The organism is Pedococcus sp. P2_E4, from assembly GCF_056403935.1.
Window position 1 is genome coordinate 1 of the sequence record NZ_JBFUEO010000029.1, and the last position, 16,060, is coordinate 16,060.

A 16,060-nucleotide genomic window follows, 5' to 3' on the forward strand; every position below is an offset into this window, starting at 1 on the left:
GGTCAGCGCTCACGTGTCTCGCTCGCGGCAGCCCTGGTCGGTGACCCCGAGCTGCTCGTCCTCGACGAGCCGACCGTCGGCCTCGACCCGGTCCTGCGCCGAGACCTCTGGAACCTGTTCAACCGCCTTGCCCACCAAGGGCATTCGCTGCTCGTCTCCAGCCACGTCATGGACGAGGCGAGCCGCTGCGACCGGCTGCTCCTGCTGCGCGAGGGACAGATCCTCGCCGACGACACCCTCCCGGCCCTGCTGGCCCGCACCGGTACTGCCGACGCGGAGGCTGCCTTCCTGTCCCTCATCGACCACGCCGAGGAAGCCAAGGAGGAGGTCGCGCGATGAACCTGCACCGCACCCTCACCACCGCCGGTCGCGTGCTGGCCCAGCTGCGTTCGGACCACCGCACCATCGGGCTGATGCTCGTGGTGCCGTGCGTCCTGCTCGGGCTGCTCGCCTGGATCTTCAACGACACCCCCGTCTTCGACGGGATCGGTGCCTCGCTCCTCGGGGTGTTCCCCTTCGTCGTGATGTTCATCGTCACGAGCGTGGCCACCCTGCGCGAGCGGACGTCGGGCACCCTCGAGCGGCTCCTCACCACCCCGATGGGCAAGGGCGACTTCATGTTCGGGTACGCCCTCGCCTTCGGGGTGATGGCGGTCCTGCAGGCGCTGATCGCGACCGCGTTCGCCGTTTACGTGTGCGGGCTCGACGTGGCCGGCCCCCTGTGGCAGCTGGTCGTCGTGGCGGTGCTCGACGCCGTCCTCGGGACTGCGCTGGGCCTGCTCGCGAGCGGGTTCGCACGCACCGAGTTCCAGGCCGTCCAGTTCATGCCCGCCTTCGTGCTCCCGCAGTTCCTGCTGTGCGGCCTGCTCGTGGGCCGGGACCGCCTCCCCGACGTCCTCCACTGGGTGTCGGACGTCCTCCCCCTGTCGTATGCCGTGGACGCCATGAAGTCCGTGACCACCAGCATCGACCCCGCCTCGGACGTGGTGGTCGACGCCGGGGTGATCGCGGCCTGGGTCGTCGTGGCCCTCGTGCTGGGCAGCCTCACCCTGCGACGCCGCACCGCCTGAGGACGGCCGGCCCCGGGGTGCTGCACCTCGGGGCCGGGTGAAGGCGTCCCGAGGCGACCACACGGCATACGGGCCGTTAGCCTTTGTCGACGGCCGTGACCCCCGCGGCCGCCGGATGGAAGGACGCCCGTGGACGCCAGTGACCTGCTGCGCAACAGCCTGCTCCAGCTCTCCAAGAGCGGTGCTGTGCGACAGACGATCGAGAAGGCTCCCGTGAGCCGCAGCGTCGTCAAGAGGTTCGTGCCGGGGGACCGTACCGAGGACGCCGTCACGGCCACCGCCGAGCTGCGGGCCACCAACCGGCTCGCCACCATCGACTACCTCGGCGAGGACACGACCGACCTCACCCAGGCGATCCGCACCCGCGACCACTACCTCGAGCTGCTCAAGGCGCTCGCCGACGCCGACCTGTCGCAGCACGGCATGGGCGAGGTCAGCCTCAAGCTCTCGGCGCTCGGCCAGTACCTGCCCGGCGACGGCCACAAGATCGCGATCGAGCACGCCCGCGAGATCTGCCAGGCGGCAGCCAACGCCGGCACCACGGTGACGCTCGACATGGAGGACCACACCACCACCGACGCCACCTTGGAGTCCCTGCGCGAGCTGCGCCAGGACTTCCCGTGGGTCGGCGCGGTCATCCAGTCCTACCTGCACCGCAGCGAGGCGGACTGCCGCGACCTGGCGTACGAGGGCAGTCGCGTCAGGCTGTGCAAGGGCGCCTACAAGGAGCCCGAGTCCGTGGCCTTCCAGAGCAGTGCCGACGTGGACCAGAACTACGTCCGCTGCCTCAAGATCCTCATGTCCGGCCAAGGATACCCGATGGTCGCGAGCCACGACCCGCGGCTCGTCGAGATCGCCGGCGCGCTCGCCGCCCACCACGAGCGCGACGCGGCCAGCTACGAGTACCAGATGCTGTACGGCATCCGCCCCGAGGAGCAGAAGCGCATCGCCGACCGCGGCAACCAGATGCGCGTCTACATCCCGTACGGCGAGGAGTGGTACGGCTACCTCATGCGCCGGATGGCCGAGCGCCCCGCCAACACGATGTTCTTCCTGCGCGGTCTGGCCTCAAAGAACTAGCGGCTCCCCACCGACCCGTTCACCCAACCCCTGCTAGCAGGGCCAAGGTGAATCAGGACAGTGTGCAACCTGTCCACATTCGGTCAACCTCTGCTAGCAGGAGCTAGGGAGAAACCGGCAGGCGGCGGTCGCGGCCGTCCTGACAGACTGCAGCCATGGGAACTGTCGCGATCCTCGGCGCCGGCGTCATGGGCGAGACCCTGCTCTCGGGGTTGATCCGTTCCGGCCGCAGCGCCGACGACCTGCTCGTCACCGCCCGCCGGCCCGAGCGCGCTGACGCGCTCAGCGAGAAGTACGGCGTGCGCGCCGTCTCCAACATCGAAGCGGCTGAGGCTGCCGAGACCCTGGTGCTCGTGGTCAAGCCGCAGGACATGGGCGCGCTCGTCGAGGAGATCGGCGACCACGTCTCACCCGGCAGCCTCGTGGTGAGCCTGGCCGCCGGCATCCCCACGGCCTACCTCGAGGCCCGGCTGCCCGAGGGGGTGGCCGTGGTGCGGGTCATGCCGAACACGCCCGCCCTGGTCGACCAGGGGATGGCTGCGGTCAGCCCCGGCCGCAGCGCCGACGCGGCCCACCTCGAGGTGGCGGCCGACCTGCTGCGGTCCTGCGGTCGCGTCGTCCAGGTCGCCGAGAAGCACCAGGACGCCGTCACAGCGATCAGCGGCAGCGGGCCCGCCTACATCTTCTACGTCGTCGAGGCCATGATCGAGGCCGGCGTGGTCCTCGGGCTGCCGCGCCCGACCTCGACCGAGCTCGTCGTCCAGACCCTGTTCGGGGCCGCGACGATGATGCGCGAGACGGGCCAGCACCCGACCGTGCTGCGTGAGCAGGTCACCTCACCGGGTGGCACGACCGCGGCCGCCCTGCGCCAGCTCGACGACCACAAGGTCCGCGCCGCGTTCATCTCGGCGATGGAGGCCGCCGCGAACCGCTCGCACGAGCTCGCGTCAGGTCATGACTGACCGCACCCGGCTGCGCGTCGTCCCGGTCGACCAGACCAACTGGCAGGTCTATCGCGAGGTACGCCTCGACGCCCTGCGGGGCGCCCCCCGGGCGTTCTGGACGACCCACGCCGAGGCCGCGGCCCGCACCGACGACCAGTGGCGGCAGCTGGTCACGCAGCCACGCGACAGGTCCCGGACGTGGCTCGCCCTGCGCGACGACCGGGCCGTGGGCTCCGTCGGCAGCTTTCGCCTGCCCGACCAGCCCGAGGGCGAGTGCATCCTCGTCGGCATGTGGGTCGACCCGTCGGCACGCGGCCTCGGGGTCGGCGAGCTCCTCGTGCGGACCGTGCTCGACGCCGCGGTCGAGCAGGGTCTGGACCGCGTGGTCCTGGAGGTCGCCCACGAGAACGAGCCGGCCGTTTCGCTGTACCGGCGACTGGGGTTCGTGCCCACCGGGCGGACCGGCGCGATGCCCCACGACCCGTCGATCACCGAGTTCGAGATGGAGCGACTGCTCAGGGACCAGCCAGCGGCCTCTGGGTGAACTCCCGGCAACACCACTGACCGAAACCGCCGTCGCCGTGCGAGAGTGTCTCGCATGAGCGACATCACGGTGAGGGCGCTGGGTGCAGACGAGTGGGAGCGGTACCGCACGGTCCGCCTGAGCGCGCTCGAGGAGTCGCCCGAAGCGTTCGCGGCCACCCTCGAGGAGGAGCAGGCCTACGACGAGGACCTCTGGCGAGCGCGCATGACGCGCTCCCAGCGCCTGCTTGCCGAGCAGGAGGGCAACGCCGTGGGCGTCGCCTCCCTCGGCCAGGCCCAGGCAGAGGGCGAACCGGTCAACGACAAGGTCGCCGAGCTGTTCGGCCTCTGGGTGAGCCCGGCGATGCGTGGCCGCGGAGTCGCCTCGCAGCTGGTCCAGGCCGGCGCCGACACCGCTCGGCAGCAGGGCCGCAGCCACCTGGCCTACTGGGTCGGCAGCGACAACGGCCGCGCCGTGGCGTTCGCCAGCGGGTTCGGCTTCCGTCCCACCGACAGCCGTCGGCCGATGCGGTTGCGCTCCGGCGACGACGAGGACGAGATCGCGATGGTGCTGCCCCTCGGCGACGACCGGGGCATGCCGAACCTCTGAGCCTGCCCGCGCCGGGTGCCGCGCATGGCGCGCCGCGTGTGGCCGTATGGCGCGCCGGACCGTGAGCGGGCCGGGCGCCTGACGCCGTCTACGGGCGGGAGGCGAGGCGCTCGATCAGCTCCGTGGGGCCGCTGACGATGAGGGTGTCGTGCGCGGTGACCTTGGTCTCCGGCACGGCATACGTGAAGTCGTGGCCGGGCGCCTTGACGCCGACGATGGTCACGCCGTACTTGCTGCGGATGGCGCTCTGGCCGAGCGTGAACCCGATCGCCTCCTGCGGCGGCTTCATCTTGACGATGGCGAAGCCGTCGTCGAACTCGATGTAGTCCATCAGCTTGCCGTTGACCAGGTGCGCGACCCGGCGACCGCTGTCCGCCTCGGGCGAGATGACGTGGTGCACGCCGATGCGCTCGAGGATGCGGGCGTGCTCGGGCGTCAGCGCCTTGGCCCAGATGGTGGGGATGCCGGCGTCGACGAGGTTCATGGCGCACAGGACCGACGCCTCGACCGAGGACCCGATGCCGACGATGGCCAGCTGGAAGCTGCGCGCCTTGAGGTGGCCCATCGACTGTGGCTGCGCCGCGTCGGCCTGCACGATCTTCGTGACCTTGCCGAGGTAGGTCTCGGCGAGCGCCGGGTCGCGCTCGACCGCCACGACGTGGTGGCCGAGCTTCTGGAGCTCGAGTGCCACCGCGCCACCGAACCGGCCCAGGCCGATGACGAGGACGTCGTCCTCGTAGAGCTTCTTTGCCACTGAGGTCCTCCACCGGTGGTCGTGCGGGTCATGCGGGTCGTGCGGGGTGGGGCGGGTCGTGCGGGGTCGTGCGGGGTGGGGCGGTGGTCGCCGGGCGCCCACGCGCCGACCGTGTCAGCACGCTACCGCGTCCCCGCAGGTGGGACCGTCCTGTCCGACCATGGACGAGGCCGGTAGCGTGCGGGACATGCCCTCACAGCTGCGGGTGGTCTGGGACCCGGGCTTCACCGCCTACGACTTCGGGCCGAGCCATCCGATGAACCCCATCCGGCTCGACCTCACCGCGCGGCTCTGCGAGGCGCTCGGGGTGTTCGACGCCCCGGGGGTGGAGCTGGTCTCCCCGCAGGTCCCCGATGACGACGTGCTGGCCACGGTGCACGACCGCGACTACATCGCCGCCGTGCACGAGGCGTCGGCGCACCCGGACCGACCCGACCACGGGCGCGGGCTGGGCACCGAGGACGACCCGGCCTTCCCGGGGATGCACGAGGCGAGTGCCCGGATCGCCGAGGGCACCCGCGAGATCTGCGCCGACGTGTGGGAGGGCCGCACGGCCCATGGCGTGAACTTCTGCGGCGGGCTGCACCACGCCATGCGCGGCAACGCCGCGGGCTTCTGCATCTACAACGACATCGCGGTCGGCATCCAGTGGCTGCTGGACCACGGTGCGACGCGCGTGGCCTACGTCGACATCGACGTCCACCACGGCGACGGAGTCGAGCGGATCTTCTGGGACGACCCGCGTGTCCTCACCGTCTCGCTGCACGAGTCGGGGCGTGCGTTGTTCCCGGGCACCGGCTTCCCCGGCGACGTGGGCGGCCCGACGGCGGAGGGGTCGGCGGTCAACGTCGCGCTGCCACCGGGCACAGGGGACTCCGCGTGGCTGCGTGCCCTGCACGCGACGGCGATGCCGGTGGTGCGGGCCTTCGCCCCGGAGATCCTGATCACGCAGCACGGCTGCGACACCCACGCCCAGGACCCGCTCGCGCACCTGGCCGTCTCGGTCGACGCCCAGCGGATGGCCGCGGACTCGCTGCACCGGCTCGCGCACGAGGTCTGCGAGGGGCGCTGGGTCGCCCTGGGTGGGGGTGGCTACGAGCTCATCCAGGTGGTGCCGCGCACGTGGACCCACCTCACCGCCATCGCGGCGCACCAGCCCGTGCCGCTCACGGCCCAGGTGCCGCAGGAGTGGCTCGACCACGTCCGCACCGCGTTCGGGCGTGAGGGGCCGCGCCGGATGGGCGACCTCGACCCCGCCGACGGGCCCATCTGGCACCAGCCCTGGGACATGGGCTACAACCCGCACAGCGAGGTCGACCGCGCGGTCATGGCGACGCGTCAAGCGGTCTTCGAGCTGCACGGTCTCGACGTGTGGTTCGACTGACATGGCTGTGATTCATGAGGGGTGTGCGGCGTGTCGGCTGGACAAGCCGGAGGAGTTTTCCCGGATGACTTCCCCACGAGTCACATCAGCCCCTACAGTTCACTCTGCACGAGCGTAGAGGTCCGCCGGAGGGGAAGCCGGCGATGCGCGCGTGTGGAAGATCGAGGTAACTCATGTCCAACGAGCGACAGCTCGCCGAGGTGCGGTTCCTGACCGTCGCCGAGGTGGCCTCGATCATGCGCGTGTCGAAGATGACGGTGTACCGCATGGTGCACGCAGGAGAGCTTCCCGCTATTCGCGTGGGACGGTCCTTCCGGGTTCCGGAGGACGCCGTGCACAAGTACCTGCGAACGTCGTACGTCGACACCGCGTGATGGTGTGCTGACTGCACGACGCGAAGGCGGGCCGGGACTGGTTGTCCCGGCCCGCCTTCGCCGTTCGTGCCCCACGACCGAGGTGTGCCGGTGGGTGGGSTCGCGCGCGCCCGACCCACCGGCACACCGGTCCGTCAGCGGTTGTCCACCGCTGTGATGTCCACGGCCACGTTCGCCCCGGTGTAGAGCTGGGTGACGAGGTAGACCGAGCCGGGCGGGATGACCGCGGACTCGTCGGCCGCGGAGGTCGCGACCGAACCGGTCAGCTGGCAGGCGCTGTCGAGGAAGTACAGGTCGAGGTCGTGACCCGCAGCCTCGTCGGCGTCGCTGGTGCCCTTGACGCTGACCGAGTGCAGCCCGTCGGAGAACCCGAGCGGGAACTTGGTCACCCAGCCGTCGGCGCCCTGGCTGACCGGCGGGAACGTGCACGCGGTGTTCATCTCGGTCCCGGTCACGCCGAACACGTTCTGCAGCCCGGTCGGGTCACCGGCCGCAGGGTTCGGCGCCACGATCGTGCCGGAGTCCTTGTACGCCGGGTCGGGCGTGACGCTGCCGTTCTCGACGACGGCACCGGACCCGAAGACCTCGATCTCGGCCACCTGGGCCGACGTCGAGGTGTTGCCCTGGACCGAGTCGACGAAGAACCGCACGTAGCCCGCCTTGACCGGCTTGGCCAGGGTGAAGGTCGCATAGTTCAGGTCGGGCGCGGTGGGCCGGGGGGCCTGGTAGCCGAACGAGCCGGTGCGCGCCGTCGTCCAGGTGACGCCGTCGGTCGACGTCTGCACCGTGAAGTCCTTCAGCGCCACGAACCGCGAGGCGTTGGTGGCCTTGAACGCGCTCACGCGCAGGCTGCTCACGGTGGCCGGCGCCGCCAGCTTCACCGTCACGCGCTCGTCCGGACCGGCGTTGTATGCCGTGGTGCCCGGCTTGGTGGACCACACCGAGGCGGCCGTGTCGTCGAAGGCGAACTTCGCAGGCGAGCCGTCGTCCTGGCTGGAGGCGCTGACGACCGTGGCTCCCGCGGACGTGGAGGCCAGGTTGGGGGCGAGCTTGACCGTCCTGGCCGTGTTGCGCCCGGCGGTCACCGTGAACCCGTCGATGGTCTGCGTCCCGAAGCCGGGCGCCTGGATCGTGAGCGGGTAGGTGCCCGCGACGGCCTTGATGCTCGCACCGCCGGCGGAGCCGGTCCGGACCAACGGGGTGACCCTGGCCTCGAAGCGACCGAGGATCACCTTGGCGTTGTCGACCTTCTGGCCGGTGGTCGCGTTGACGAGGGTCAGCGCGACGGTGCCGTTCCTGGCCGCCGACGGGTGGTCGAAACCGGGCGTGGGATCGGTGTCGTCGCCGGTGTCGGAGTGGGCGCTGGCGCCCGCACCGCGCTTGGCGAACACCGACCAGATGAGGTCCGTGTTGTCGCCGTGGTAGCGGTCGAGGTCGGCCGAGAGGATGCCGTCACGGGCGTCGAGGAAGCTCGGGTCCGGGGCGGTCAGCGGCATGCCGTCCGTGACCAGTCGCGCTGCGACCTCGGCACCCTGGGCGGCGCCGTAGCGCGCCACGAGGGCCTTGCGCAGGTCCCACAGGGTCGCGGTCCAGATCTCGCCGTCGGCGTGCACCTCGGGCCCTGTCAGGTCGTAGCCGATGTCGCCGAAGGTCGTCGGGTTCTGGTCGTAGTTCCAGTTGCGGATGCCCCGGGTGGGGTTGCCGGTGACGTAGTCGCCGACGATCGGCTGGGTCAGCAGGCCGGTCTTGAACCCGTGGTTGAGGGCGTACCAGTCGGACCAGCCCTCACCCATCGACCCTGCCTGCTGCGAGCCGAGGGCGCTGCCGCCGGCGACGTAGCGGTTCGACAGGCCGTGGGTGTACTCGTGCTGGATCACGCTCATGTCGAACGAGCCGTCGCGGTAGGGACCCTCGAACGCGTCGTCGATCGGCTCCCACAGGAACATGCCGCTCCACGGCGGGATGCCGTCGTCGAGGGTGAGCATGTAGGCGTTGTCGCGGCCCGTGTAGGTCGGGTTGCCACCGCTGGCCGCGCCGGCCTGGACCAGCCCGCGGATCGGGTCGCCGCCCATGCCGCCGTTGCTGCCGTTGTCGAGCTGGAAGTTGCCGGCCGTCTCGGTGAACCCGAGCGCGTAGTACTCGTCGTGGATCCGGTTGTGCTGGAAGAACAGGTTGGTCGCCGCGGGGTTGAGGTCCTCGGCGTAGGACGGCGGTGCGGTCTGCCCGTTCGTCGCCGCCCACCGGTTCGTGTAGGTGTAGCTGAAGTTCCCGGTGGGGGCGACCGGCCGCGGGGCGTTGTCGACCGGGCCGATGAAGTTGGACCAGTTGGCGTACGTGTCGGCGTTGTTGCCGTAGGTCGTGACGCCGGTACCCGCGATCCCCGTGGGGTCGACCCAGCCCTTGGGCGACTGCGCCGTGGGTCCGAAGGACTGCTGGCGCGGCTGGCCGCCCTTGGCTGCACCCGGGTAGTTGTCGTAGACGGTGCCCTGCGGGTCGGCCTCGTGCTGCACGACGGACGTGCGGTACAGCGTGCGCCCGGTCGTGCCGTCGACGACGACCTCCCACGCCTCACTGGGGCTCTTGACGAAGTAGACCTTGTAGGCCGCGACGGGCCCGCCCTTGGTCCCGAACGTCACCTTCTTCACGTAGGACGGGCCACCGAACGGGCCCTTGTCGTACGTCGTGTAGCCGGCCTGGGTGCCGGTCGCCTTGGGGGCGTATGCCGTGCCCGAGGCGAGCCCGCCGGCCACCTTCAGCAGAGCGGCGGCCTCCCCGAGGACCCAGCCGCCGGCGAGGTTCGCACCGGGGGTGGGGTCGCCGGCATACGAGAGCACGCGGCCGTCCTTGCTCACGGCGACGTTGAGCCGTCCACCACGGGCGGCGGCGACGCCGCCCGTCGTCTGCACGAAGTCCACGACATGGGTGCCGGTGGTGGGCAGCGTGTGGTCCCGGACCACGGCKAGCGAGCCCACCTGCGCGGTCGTGAGGCCGAAGGCCGCGGCGTTCGCGCGCAGCCAGTCGCGGGCGACGTCGACCGCAGGACCGCTCGCGGCCGCGGTCAGGTAGCCGTCGGATCGCACCGAGCGCACCGTGCCGAAGCGCTCGTCCCACGTGGCGCGGGTGCCGCTGCCGGCCTTGGCCAGCAGCGCTGCCACCGCGGTTCGCGCCGCGGTGGTCGGGACGACTGCCTCCTTGACCGCCCTGGTGTCCAGGGTGCTGGCGAGCGCGTCCACGGTGTCACCGAGGGCGGGCAGGACGGGGGAGCTCGGGAGCGCGGCGGACGCGCTCGACAGGGGGAGGGCGGTGGCGGCTGCGGTCAGCAGGCACACCCCGATTCCCAGTGGTCTGACAGCGGGGTGCTTGCGGGACATGGTCGACGTCTCCTGCGTGTCTGCGGGCCCTCACCGGCCCTGGTGACGTGACAACGACGCGAGCAACCGGGGGTTACTGGCTGGTCATGACGGGGTTGCGACGCGGCGGTGGCGGGTCTCCGCCAAACCCTGCAGGTGGGGCCGGCCGCGGGCTCGGGTTTGGGGTGTCGGCGTGCAGGCCGCTAGAGTGGCCACCACTGTTCGGCGTGGTGCGTTCGTTGCCCCGTCCGGCAACACGACCACGACCAAGAGGACACCATGGGCTCTGTCATCAAGAAGCGCCGCAAGCGGATGGCGAAGAAGAAGCACCGCAAGCTCCTTCGCAAGACTCGCCACCAGCGTCGCAACAAGAAGTGACCGAAGGCCCCCGCTGAGCGGGGGCCTTCTGTTTGTGCTCCCACTCCCTGGCCCTCACACGCCATACGGGCTGGCGGGCACGGCTGGCGCCCCAGCGGCACGAAGCCGGGGAGAGTCGGCGAGTGGGACGGAGGTCACGCCCCCGTCACGTGGACGCCACCTCACGCCGGTGAGCCCGCTCGGTAGGGTCTGCACTGTGGCTGATGTCGTTCTCGTGACCGGCGTCTCGAGGTATCTCGGGGGGCAGTTCGCGCGAGCCCTCACCGCAGACGCCTCGGTGTCCCGGGTCATCGGCGTCGACGTCATCCCGCCGCCCCATGACATCGGTCGGGCCGAGTTCGTCCGCGCGGACATCCGCAACCCGATGATCGGCAAGATCATCGCGCAGTCCGAGGTCGACACGGTCGTCCACATGAACGTCATCGCCACGCCCACGCATGCCGGCGGCCGGACCTCCCAGAAGGAGATCAACGTCATCGGCACGATGCAGCTGCTGGCTGCCTGCCAGAAGGCCACCAGCATCAAGCGGCTCGTCGTGAAGTCCTCGGCCGCCGTCTACGGCTCGAGCCCTCGGGACCCGGCGATGTTCACCGAGGACATGTCCCCGAAGTCGTTGCCCCGAGCCGGGTTCGGCAAGGACTCGGTCGAGGTGGAGGGCTACGTCCGCGGCTTCTCGCGACGCCGGCCGGACGTCGACATCTCGATGCTGCGGTTCGCCAACATCATCGGCCAGGGCATCCGCACCTCGCTGACCGACTACTTCGCGCTGCCGGTCGTGCCGGTGCCGTTCGGCTACGACGCGCGGCTGCAGTTCGTCCACGAGAGCGACGCGATCGGCTCGCTCGTCGTCGCCACGACCGGCAGCTCCAGCGGCATCACCAACATCGCCGGCGACGGGGTCATCACCGTCAGCCAGGCTGCGGGGATGGCCGGGCGCCCGATCCTGCCGGTGCCCATCCAGGCGGCCGGCCTGTTCGGCGGCCTGGTCAAGCGGTCGGGGCTGGCCGACTTCAGCTCCGACCAGATCCAGTTCCTCGCCTTCGGCAGGGGACTCGACACCTCGCGGATGCGCGATGTCCTCGGCTACTCGCCGCGCTACACGACGCGCGAGGCGTTCGCCGACTACGTGCAGGGGCTCAGCTCGGTCCTGCCCGGCGGCGCCGCCCTCGGCAATGCCGTCTCGGGTGTGGCAGGCACGGCGGCACACGCGATCGGCCACGTCTGGGCCGCTGGGAGGAACGACTGATGGCCTCGACGCCCAAGCCGACCAAGGCGACCAAGGCGAAGAAGGCGGCAGCCGCGCCGCGCGCCACCAAGGCGAAGAAGGCGGCAGCTGCGCCGCGCGCCACCAAGGCGGCAGGTGCGCGCTCGACCAAGGCGGTCCCGCGCAAGGGCGCCCTCGCCGCCGGAGCGGCCCGCGCCTCGGGCGAGCGCGCCAAGCGGCGCAGCACCCCCCTGATCTCCTCGAGTCCCGCGACCACGGCGACTCCGGCCCCTGTCGCCCCGACCGGCCCCACCCCGACCACCACCACCGCGGCCACCACCACCCCGACCGGTGCGACGGTCCCGCGCAAGCACCGCCCGCAGCCGGTGGCCAAGCCGGTGCCGAGCCGCAAGGCGGTGGCGCGCTCCGGCACCAGGACGACCAAGCCGTCCCGCAAGCCGCGGGCCGCGGAGCCGCGCCGGACCACGGCCACAGCGGCACCGCCCGTCCCCGTCGCCTCGGCTGACCCTGCCGGCAACAGGCCCGCTCGCGGCACGGCATCCGGCACGACCCCGCCGGTCCGGGTGCTCAAGGCCGTCAAGGACGCACCCGAGGCGCCGGCCCCGGCCCCCACGCCCTCCCGTGCGCTGACGCCCGGCATCGAGGAGCTGCTCGGCGCCGGGATCGCGGCCGTGCGAGTCGCGTCCGGGGCCGCGGGCATCTCGCCCGACGACGTCGAGACCTACCTCGCGTCGATGCTGTCGTTCCTGCGGCGCCGGATCACCGGTGACTACCTCGTCGACGACTTCGGCTTCGACGAGGACTTCACCCGCAACTTCTACCTGCCCGTCCTGCGGCCGCTCTACCGCTCGTGGTTCCGGGTCGAGGTGCGCGGCATCGAGAACATCCCGGCGCAAGGTGGCGGCCTCGTGGTCGCCAACCACTCGGGCACCGTGGCGATGGACTCCCTGATGACCCAGGTGGCCGTGCACGACGAGCACCCGGCGCATCGCCACCTGCGCATGCTGGGCGCGGACCTGGTCTTCCAGACCCCCGTCATCGGCAACGTCGCCCGCAAGTCGGGCTCCACGCTCGCGGCCAACCCCGACGCCGAGCGGCTGCTGTCCAGCGGCGAGCTGTGCGGGGTCTGGCCCGAGGGCTTCAAGGGAGTCGGCAAGCCGTTCAGCGAGCGCTACAAGCTGCAGCGCTTCGGGCGTGGGGGCTTCGTGTCGGCCGCGCTCCGGACCGGGGTGCCGATCATCCCGTGCTCCATCGTCGGCGCCGAGGAGATCTACCCGATCATCGGCAACATGCGCACGGTCGCGCGGCTGATCGGGGCCCCCTACGCGCCGATCACCCCGACCTGGCCGCTGCTCGGGCCGCTGGGCCTGATCCCGCTGCCCAGCAAGTGGATCATCGAGTTCGGCTCGCCGGTCRAGACGGCCGATCTCGGACCAGGTGCTGCCGACGACCCGATGCTGGTCTTCGACCTCACCGACCAGGTGCGCGAGACCATCCAGCAGACGCTGTACTCGCTGCTCATGCAGCGACGGTCGGTCTTCTTCTGACCCGTCCTGCGCCTGACCGTCCTGCGCCTGCCTCGCCCGAGGTTCGGGTCAGGGCAGCTTGATCGTCACGCCGGGGGCGGTGATCGGACCCAGCGTCTGGCTCGGGATGGTCGCTCCGACGCCGGTCGTGCCGACGCTCACGGAGGGCAGGGGCAGCACGGCCGTGGTCGAGACGACGGGCACGCTCACCGAGACCGTGGGTCCGTTGAGCGTCGCCCCACCGGTGCCGATCGAGGCGCCGCCACCGGGGCCGCCGACGGTGGCACCGCCACCACCGACCGAGACGCCGGGAGCGGGCGACGAGCCGCCACCGACGACAGGGGCACCCGGGACGGTGATCCCTCCTGACGACGACGTCGTGCTGGACGACCCTGAAGGGCCGGCCGTCCCCGTGCTGCCGGCGGTCGTGAGCGAGCTCGGCAGGGCGGCGGGTCCGAAGCTGGCCGTGTCGATGCCGGAGCAGTGCGACCCGCAGGCCGCGAGGCGGCGTGCAGCGGTCTGCTGGCTGTCGCTCAGCAGCGCCTCGAGCTGACCCAGGCGCGGCAGTGCGGCAGCCGGGACCTCGGTGCGCAGCGCGTCGACCTGGGGCAGGGCGCGGGCCGTGAAGTCGCGCAGCGCCAGCAGGGCCTGCGGGTTGCCGGTCTCGACCCAGGCGGCATCGAGGTCGCGCTGGCCCGCGCGAACGCTGTCGATCGCGCCCTGCAGTGCCGTGTTGATGTCCTCGGCGTCGGGCTGGGAGCGGTCGGCGAGGTCGCGGGCATCCGAGATGTGGCTCTGCGCCTGGGTGAGGTGGGTCGTGCCGCGCTCGAAGTCGCTGTCGGCGAGGCGGACGGCGACGCCGTCGAGCCAGCCCTTCACGGCATACAGGCTGTCGCCGGGGACCGCGCTGCGGGAGGCGATGCCCACGATGCTGCCCACGACGAGCGCGGAGGCGGCTGCTCCGGCGAGGGCGCGGGGGAGCCCGCGACCCACGACCACGACGACCGGGCCGCCGCGCGCCGCGGCACGGCGCGAGGCGGCAGCACGGGCCGCCGCGAGACTCGGCGTGGGCAGGGTGGCTGCCTCGGCCATGAGCCGTTCGCGCAGGGCGACCACGAAGTCGGGGTCCGGCGTCGCGCCGGGTGCCCTCGAGCCCACGGCCACGAGGTGCTGGCTGGTCGCGACGAACGCCGCGAGCTGCTCGTCGGAGATCCGTTCGCCCTCGAGGGCGCGCTGGAACCGGTCGGCCGGTCGGCTGATCACACGCATGCCGAAACCTCGCTCCCCAGCCCTGCTGTCACCGCTGCCGCGGCCTGTCGTACTGAGAACGAGGTCCGAGCCAGGAAGTTACGCACCGATCCGTCGCGAAATCCACGGTCCTCGGCCACGGCGGGGCGGGGGTCACAGGGCGACATCGGCGAGCTCCCGGTGGAGGGCCCGCACGGCCCGCAGCTGGAGCTGCTTGACGGCGCCCTCGGACTTGCCGAGGACCTTGGCGGTCTCGGCCAGCGAGAGCCCCTGCAGGAAGCGGAGCACGACACACTCGGCCTGCTCGGGCTTGAGCCCCTTGACGGCCTGGAGGAGCCGCTCGTTGCGCAGCCGGTCGAGGACCTCGTTGTCCGGGGCCGCCTCGACCCGAGGGTCTGCGTCGAGCATGTCGGCGGTCGAGACCTCCATGCGGAACCGGGCCGACTTGGCGTTGTCGGTGATCAGGTTGCGGGCGATGGTGATGAACCACGCCGCGATGTCACGGCCCTGCCAGGAGAAGGAGTCCATCCGTCGCAGGGCCCGCAGGAACGTCTCCGAGGTGATGTCCTCGGCCAGCTGCGAGCCACCCACGCGGACGTAGACATACCGGTAGACGACGTCGACGTAGCGCTCGTAGAGCATGCCGAACGCCTCGGCGTCGCCCCGCTGGGCCAGCTCGACCAGGGCGGAGATGCGTTCGAAGTCCTGGGGAGCCTCGCCGGGTCCGAACCCCGCCCGGGCTGCCGACGAGCCGTCGCCGGCCCCACCGGACAGCATCCCGGCCTCACCGGCGACGCTGAGCAGCGTCCGCAGCGAGGTCAGGAAGTCGGCGGTGGCCGCGTGCAGGCCGTGGGGGTCAGTGGCGTGGTGGCGGGAAAGGCCAGGGCCGGCGACCGCGACGGGGACCAGCTGGTATGCCGGGGCAGGACGAAGCCCCGCGAGCGGGCTCGCGGCGCTGCGAAGACTCCGTGACCGGATGGGGGTACCTCCTGACGGAGAGTCAGTTTCCCCGAAATCTGCCCACTTGTCAGGAGACCTGCGCCACATCGCCGGTTCGTCCCATGGCAAACAGGTCCGAAGGAGCGCCTCCGCACGCCAACAGTGCTGAGACGAGGTCGTCGCAGCCTGGTCGAGGGTCCGGACGGGACCTGCCGCCCGGCCTACGCTGGTCAGGTGCCAGACACTCCCAGCGCCGTGACCCCGCGGGTCACCCTCATCGGCAAACCGGGCTGCCACCTGTGCGACGACGCGCGGCAGGTCATCGCCCGGGTGGCCGCGGAGCTCGGGGTGGCCTGGGACGAGGTGTCGATCCTGGAGGACCGGGTCCTCGCGGAGCAGTACGCCGAGCAGATCCCGGTGACGCTGGTCGACGGACGTCAGCACGACTACTGGCGCGTCGACGAGGCCAGGCTGCGCGCCGCCCTGACGGGCTGACCAGCCCCTTGCCGAGCCGCCCGGAGCACCCCCGAGTGACGTGGCTCACGCCTGGCGTGGGACGACCGCTTGTGACTTTGTGCATCCGTTCACAAAAGCGTAATCTGACGGGGCTCCAGTCCGCTCCAGCCAGGCGTGGACCGACCGTGAAGAGAAGGAGC

At 71.4% G+C, this 16,060-nt stretch carries 16 protein-coding genes; 12 read left to right on the plus strand and 4 right to left on the minus strand.

The features are described from left to right. From AC1DV7_RS13365 to AC1DV7_RS13390, 6 genes are all read left to right on the plus strand, one after another. Positions 1–339 (plus strand): AAA family ATPase (locus AC1DV7_RS13365; protein ID WP_477597624.1); only part of this gene is annotated, 339 nt, incomplete at its 5' end. Further along, entirely contained in the window at positions 336–1,070 is a 735-nt protein-coding gene (locus tag AC1DV7_RS13370) for an ABC transporter permease (RefSeq protein WP_477597625.1), read from the plus strand. The genes AC1DV7_RS13365 and AC1DV7_RS13370, both read left to right, overlap by 4 nt. Positions 1,071–1,199: 129 nt before the next feature. Beyond that, positions 1,200–2,150, plus strand: a complete 951-nt coding sequence (locus AC1DV7_RS13375) for a proline dehydrogenase family protein (RefSeq protein WP_477597626.1) — start codon at positions 1,200–1,202, stop codon at positions 2,148–2,150. A gap of 155 nt (positions 2,151–2,305) precedes the next feature. Continuing rightward, the gene (gene proC / locus AC1DV7_RS13380) at positions 2,306–3,112 is read left to right on the plus strand and encodes a pyrroline-5-carboxylate reductase (protein WP_477597627.1); all 807 of its coding nucleotides are present in this window, start codon (positions 2,306–2,308) and stop codon (positions 3,110–3,112) included. Further along, on the plus strand, positions 3,105–3,638 hold the full coding sequence (locus AC1DV7_RS13385) for a GNAT family N-acetyltransferase (protein ID WP_477597628.1): 534 nt from the start codon (positions 3,105–3,107) through the stop codon (positions 3,636–3,638). Before proC ends, AC1DV7_RS13385 begins: the two co-directional genes overlap by 8 nt. A gap of 54 nt (positions 3,639–3,692) precedes the next feature. After that, complete coding sequence (locus AC1DV7_RS13390) at positions 3,693–4,226, plus strand: N-acetyltransferase family protein (protein WP_477597629.1); 534 nt, start codon at positions 3,693–3,695, stop codon at positions 4,224–4,226. Between the two features lie 88 nt (positions 4,227–4,314). Here AC1DV7_RS13390 and AC1DV7_RS13395 read toward each other — a convergent pair whose 3' ends face one another. Then, a complete protein-coding gene (locus AC1DV7_RS13395) occupies positions 4,315–4,980 on the minus strand; it encodes a potassium channel family protein (RefSeq protein WP_477597630.1) in 666 nt (221 codons plus the stop codon). A 187-nt stretch (positions 4,981–5,167) separates the two neighbouring features. On the opposite strand from AC1DV7_RS13395, the gene AC1DV7_RS13400 reads away from it, so the two are divergent. Beyond that, positions 5,168–6,364: an acetoin utilization protein AcuC gene (locus AC1DV7_RS13400; protein WP_477597631.1), complete on the plus strand. Its 1,197-nt coding sequence runs from the start codon at positions 5,168–5,170 to the stop codon at positions 6,362–6,364. A gap of 173 nt (positions 6,365–6,537) precedes the next feature. Beyond that, a complete protein-coding gene (locus AC1DV7_RS13405) occupies positions 6,538–6,738 on the plus strand; it encodes a helix-turn-helix domain-containing protein (protein ID WP_056915613.1) in 201 nt (66 codons plus the stop codon). A gap of 134 nt (positions 6,739–6,872) precedes the next feature. Here AC1DV7_RS13405 and AC1DV7_RS13410 read toward each other — a convergent pair whose 3' ends face one another. Further along, entirely contained in the window at positions 6,873–10,109 is a 3,237-nt protein-coding gene (locus AC1DV7_RS13410) for a M36 family metallopeptidase (protein ID WP_477597632.1), read from the minus strand. A gap of 258 nt (positions 10,110–10,367) precedes the next feature. On the opposite strand from AC1DV7_RS13410, the gene AC1DV7_RS13415 reads away from it, so the two are divergent. From AC1DV7_RS13415 to AC1DV7_RS13425, 3 genes are all read left to right on the plus strand, one after another. Beyond that, positions 10,368–10,466, plus strand: coding sequence for a 30S ribosomal protein bS22 (locus tag AC1DV7_RS13415; protein ID WP_003792170.1), 99 nt, complete (start codon positions 10,368–10,370; stop codon positions 10,464–10,466). Positions 10,467–10,662: 196 nt separating this feature from the next. After that, on the plus strand, positions 10,663–11,712 hold the full coding sequence (locus tag AC1DV7_RS13420) for an NAD-dependent epimerase/dehydratase family protein (protein WP_477597633.1): 1,050 nt from the start codon (positions 10,663–10,665) through the stop codon (positions 11,710–11,712). Beyond that, positions 11,712–13,238, plus strand: coding sequence for a lysophospholipid acyltransferase family protein (locus AC1DV7_RS13425; protein ID WP_477597634.1), 1,527 nt, complete (start codon positions 11,712–11,714; stop codon positions 13,236–13,238). Before AC1DV7_RS13420 ends, AC1DV7_RS13425 begins: the two co-directional genes overlap by 1 nt. Positions 13,239–13,286: 48 nt before the next feature. Here the strand turns inward: AC1DV7_RS13425 and AC1DV7_RS13430 are convergent, their stop codons facing one another. Next, positions 13,287–14,486, minus strand: coding sequence for a hypothetical protein (locus AC1DV7_RS13430; protein ID WP_477597635.1), 1,200 nt, complete (start codon positions 14,484–14,486; stop codon positions 13,287–13,289). A 132-nt stretch (positions 14,487–14,618) separates the two neighbouring features. Continuing rightward, entirely contained in the window at positions 14,619–15,512 is an 894-nt protein-coding gene (locus tag AC1DV7_RS13435) for a sigma-70 family RNA polymerase sigma factor (protein WP_477597636.1), read from the minus strand. 126 nt (positions 15,513–15,638) lie between these two features. Here AC1DV7_RS13435 and AC1DV7_RS13440 point away from each other — a divergent pair, with 126 nt between their 5' ends. Continuing rightward, positions 15,639–15,899 carry a glutaredoxin family protein gene (locus AC1DV7_RS13440; protein ID WP_477597637.1) on the plus strand — a complete coding sequence of 87 codons (261 nt, stop codon included), beginning with the start codon at positions 15,639–15,641 and terminating at the stop codon, positions 15,897–15,899. Positions 15,900–16,060: the final 161 nt, after the last annotated feature.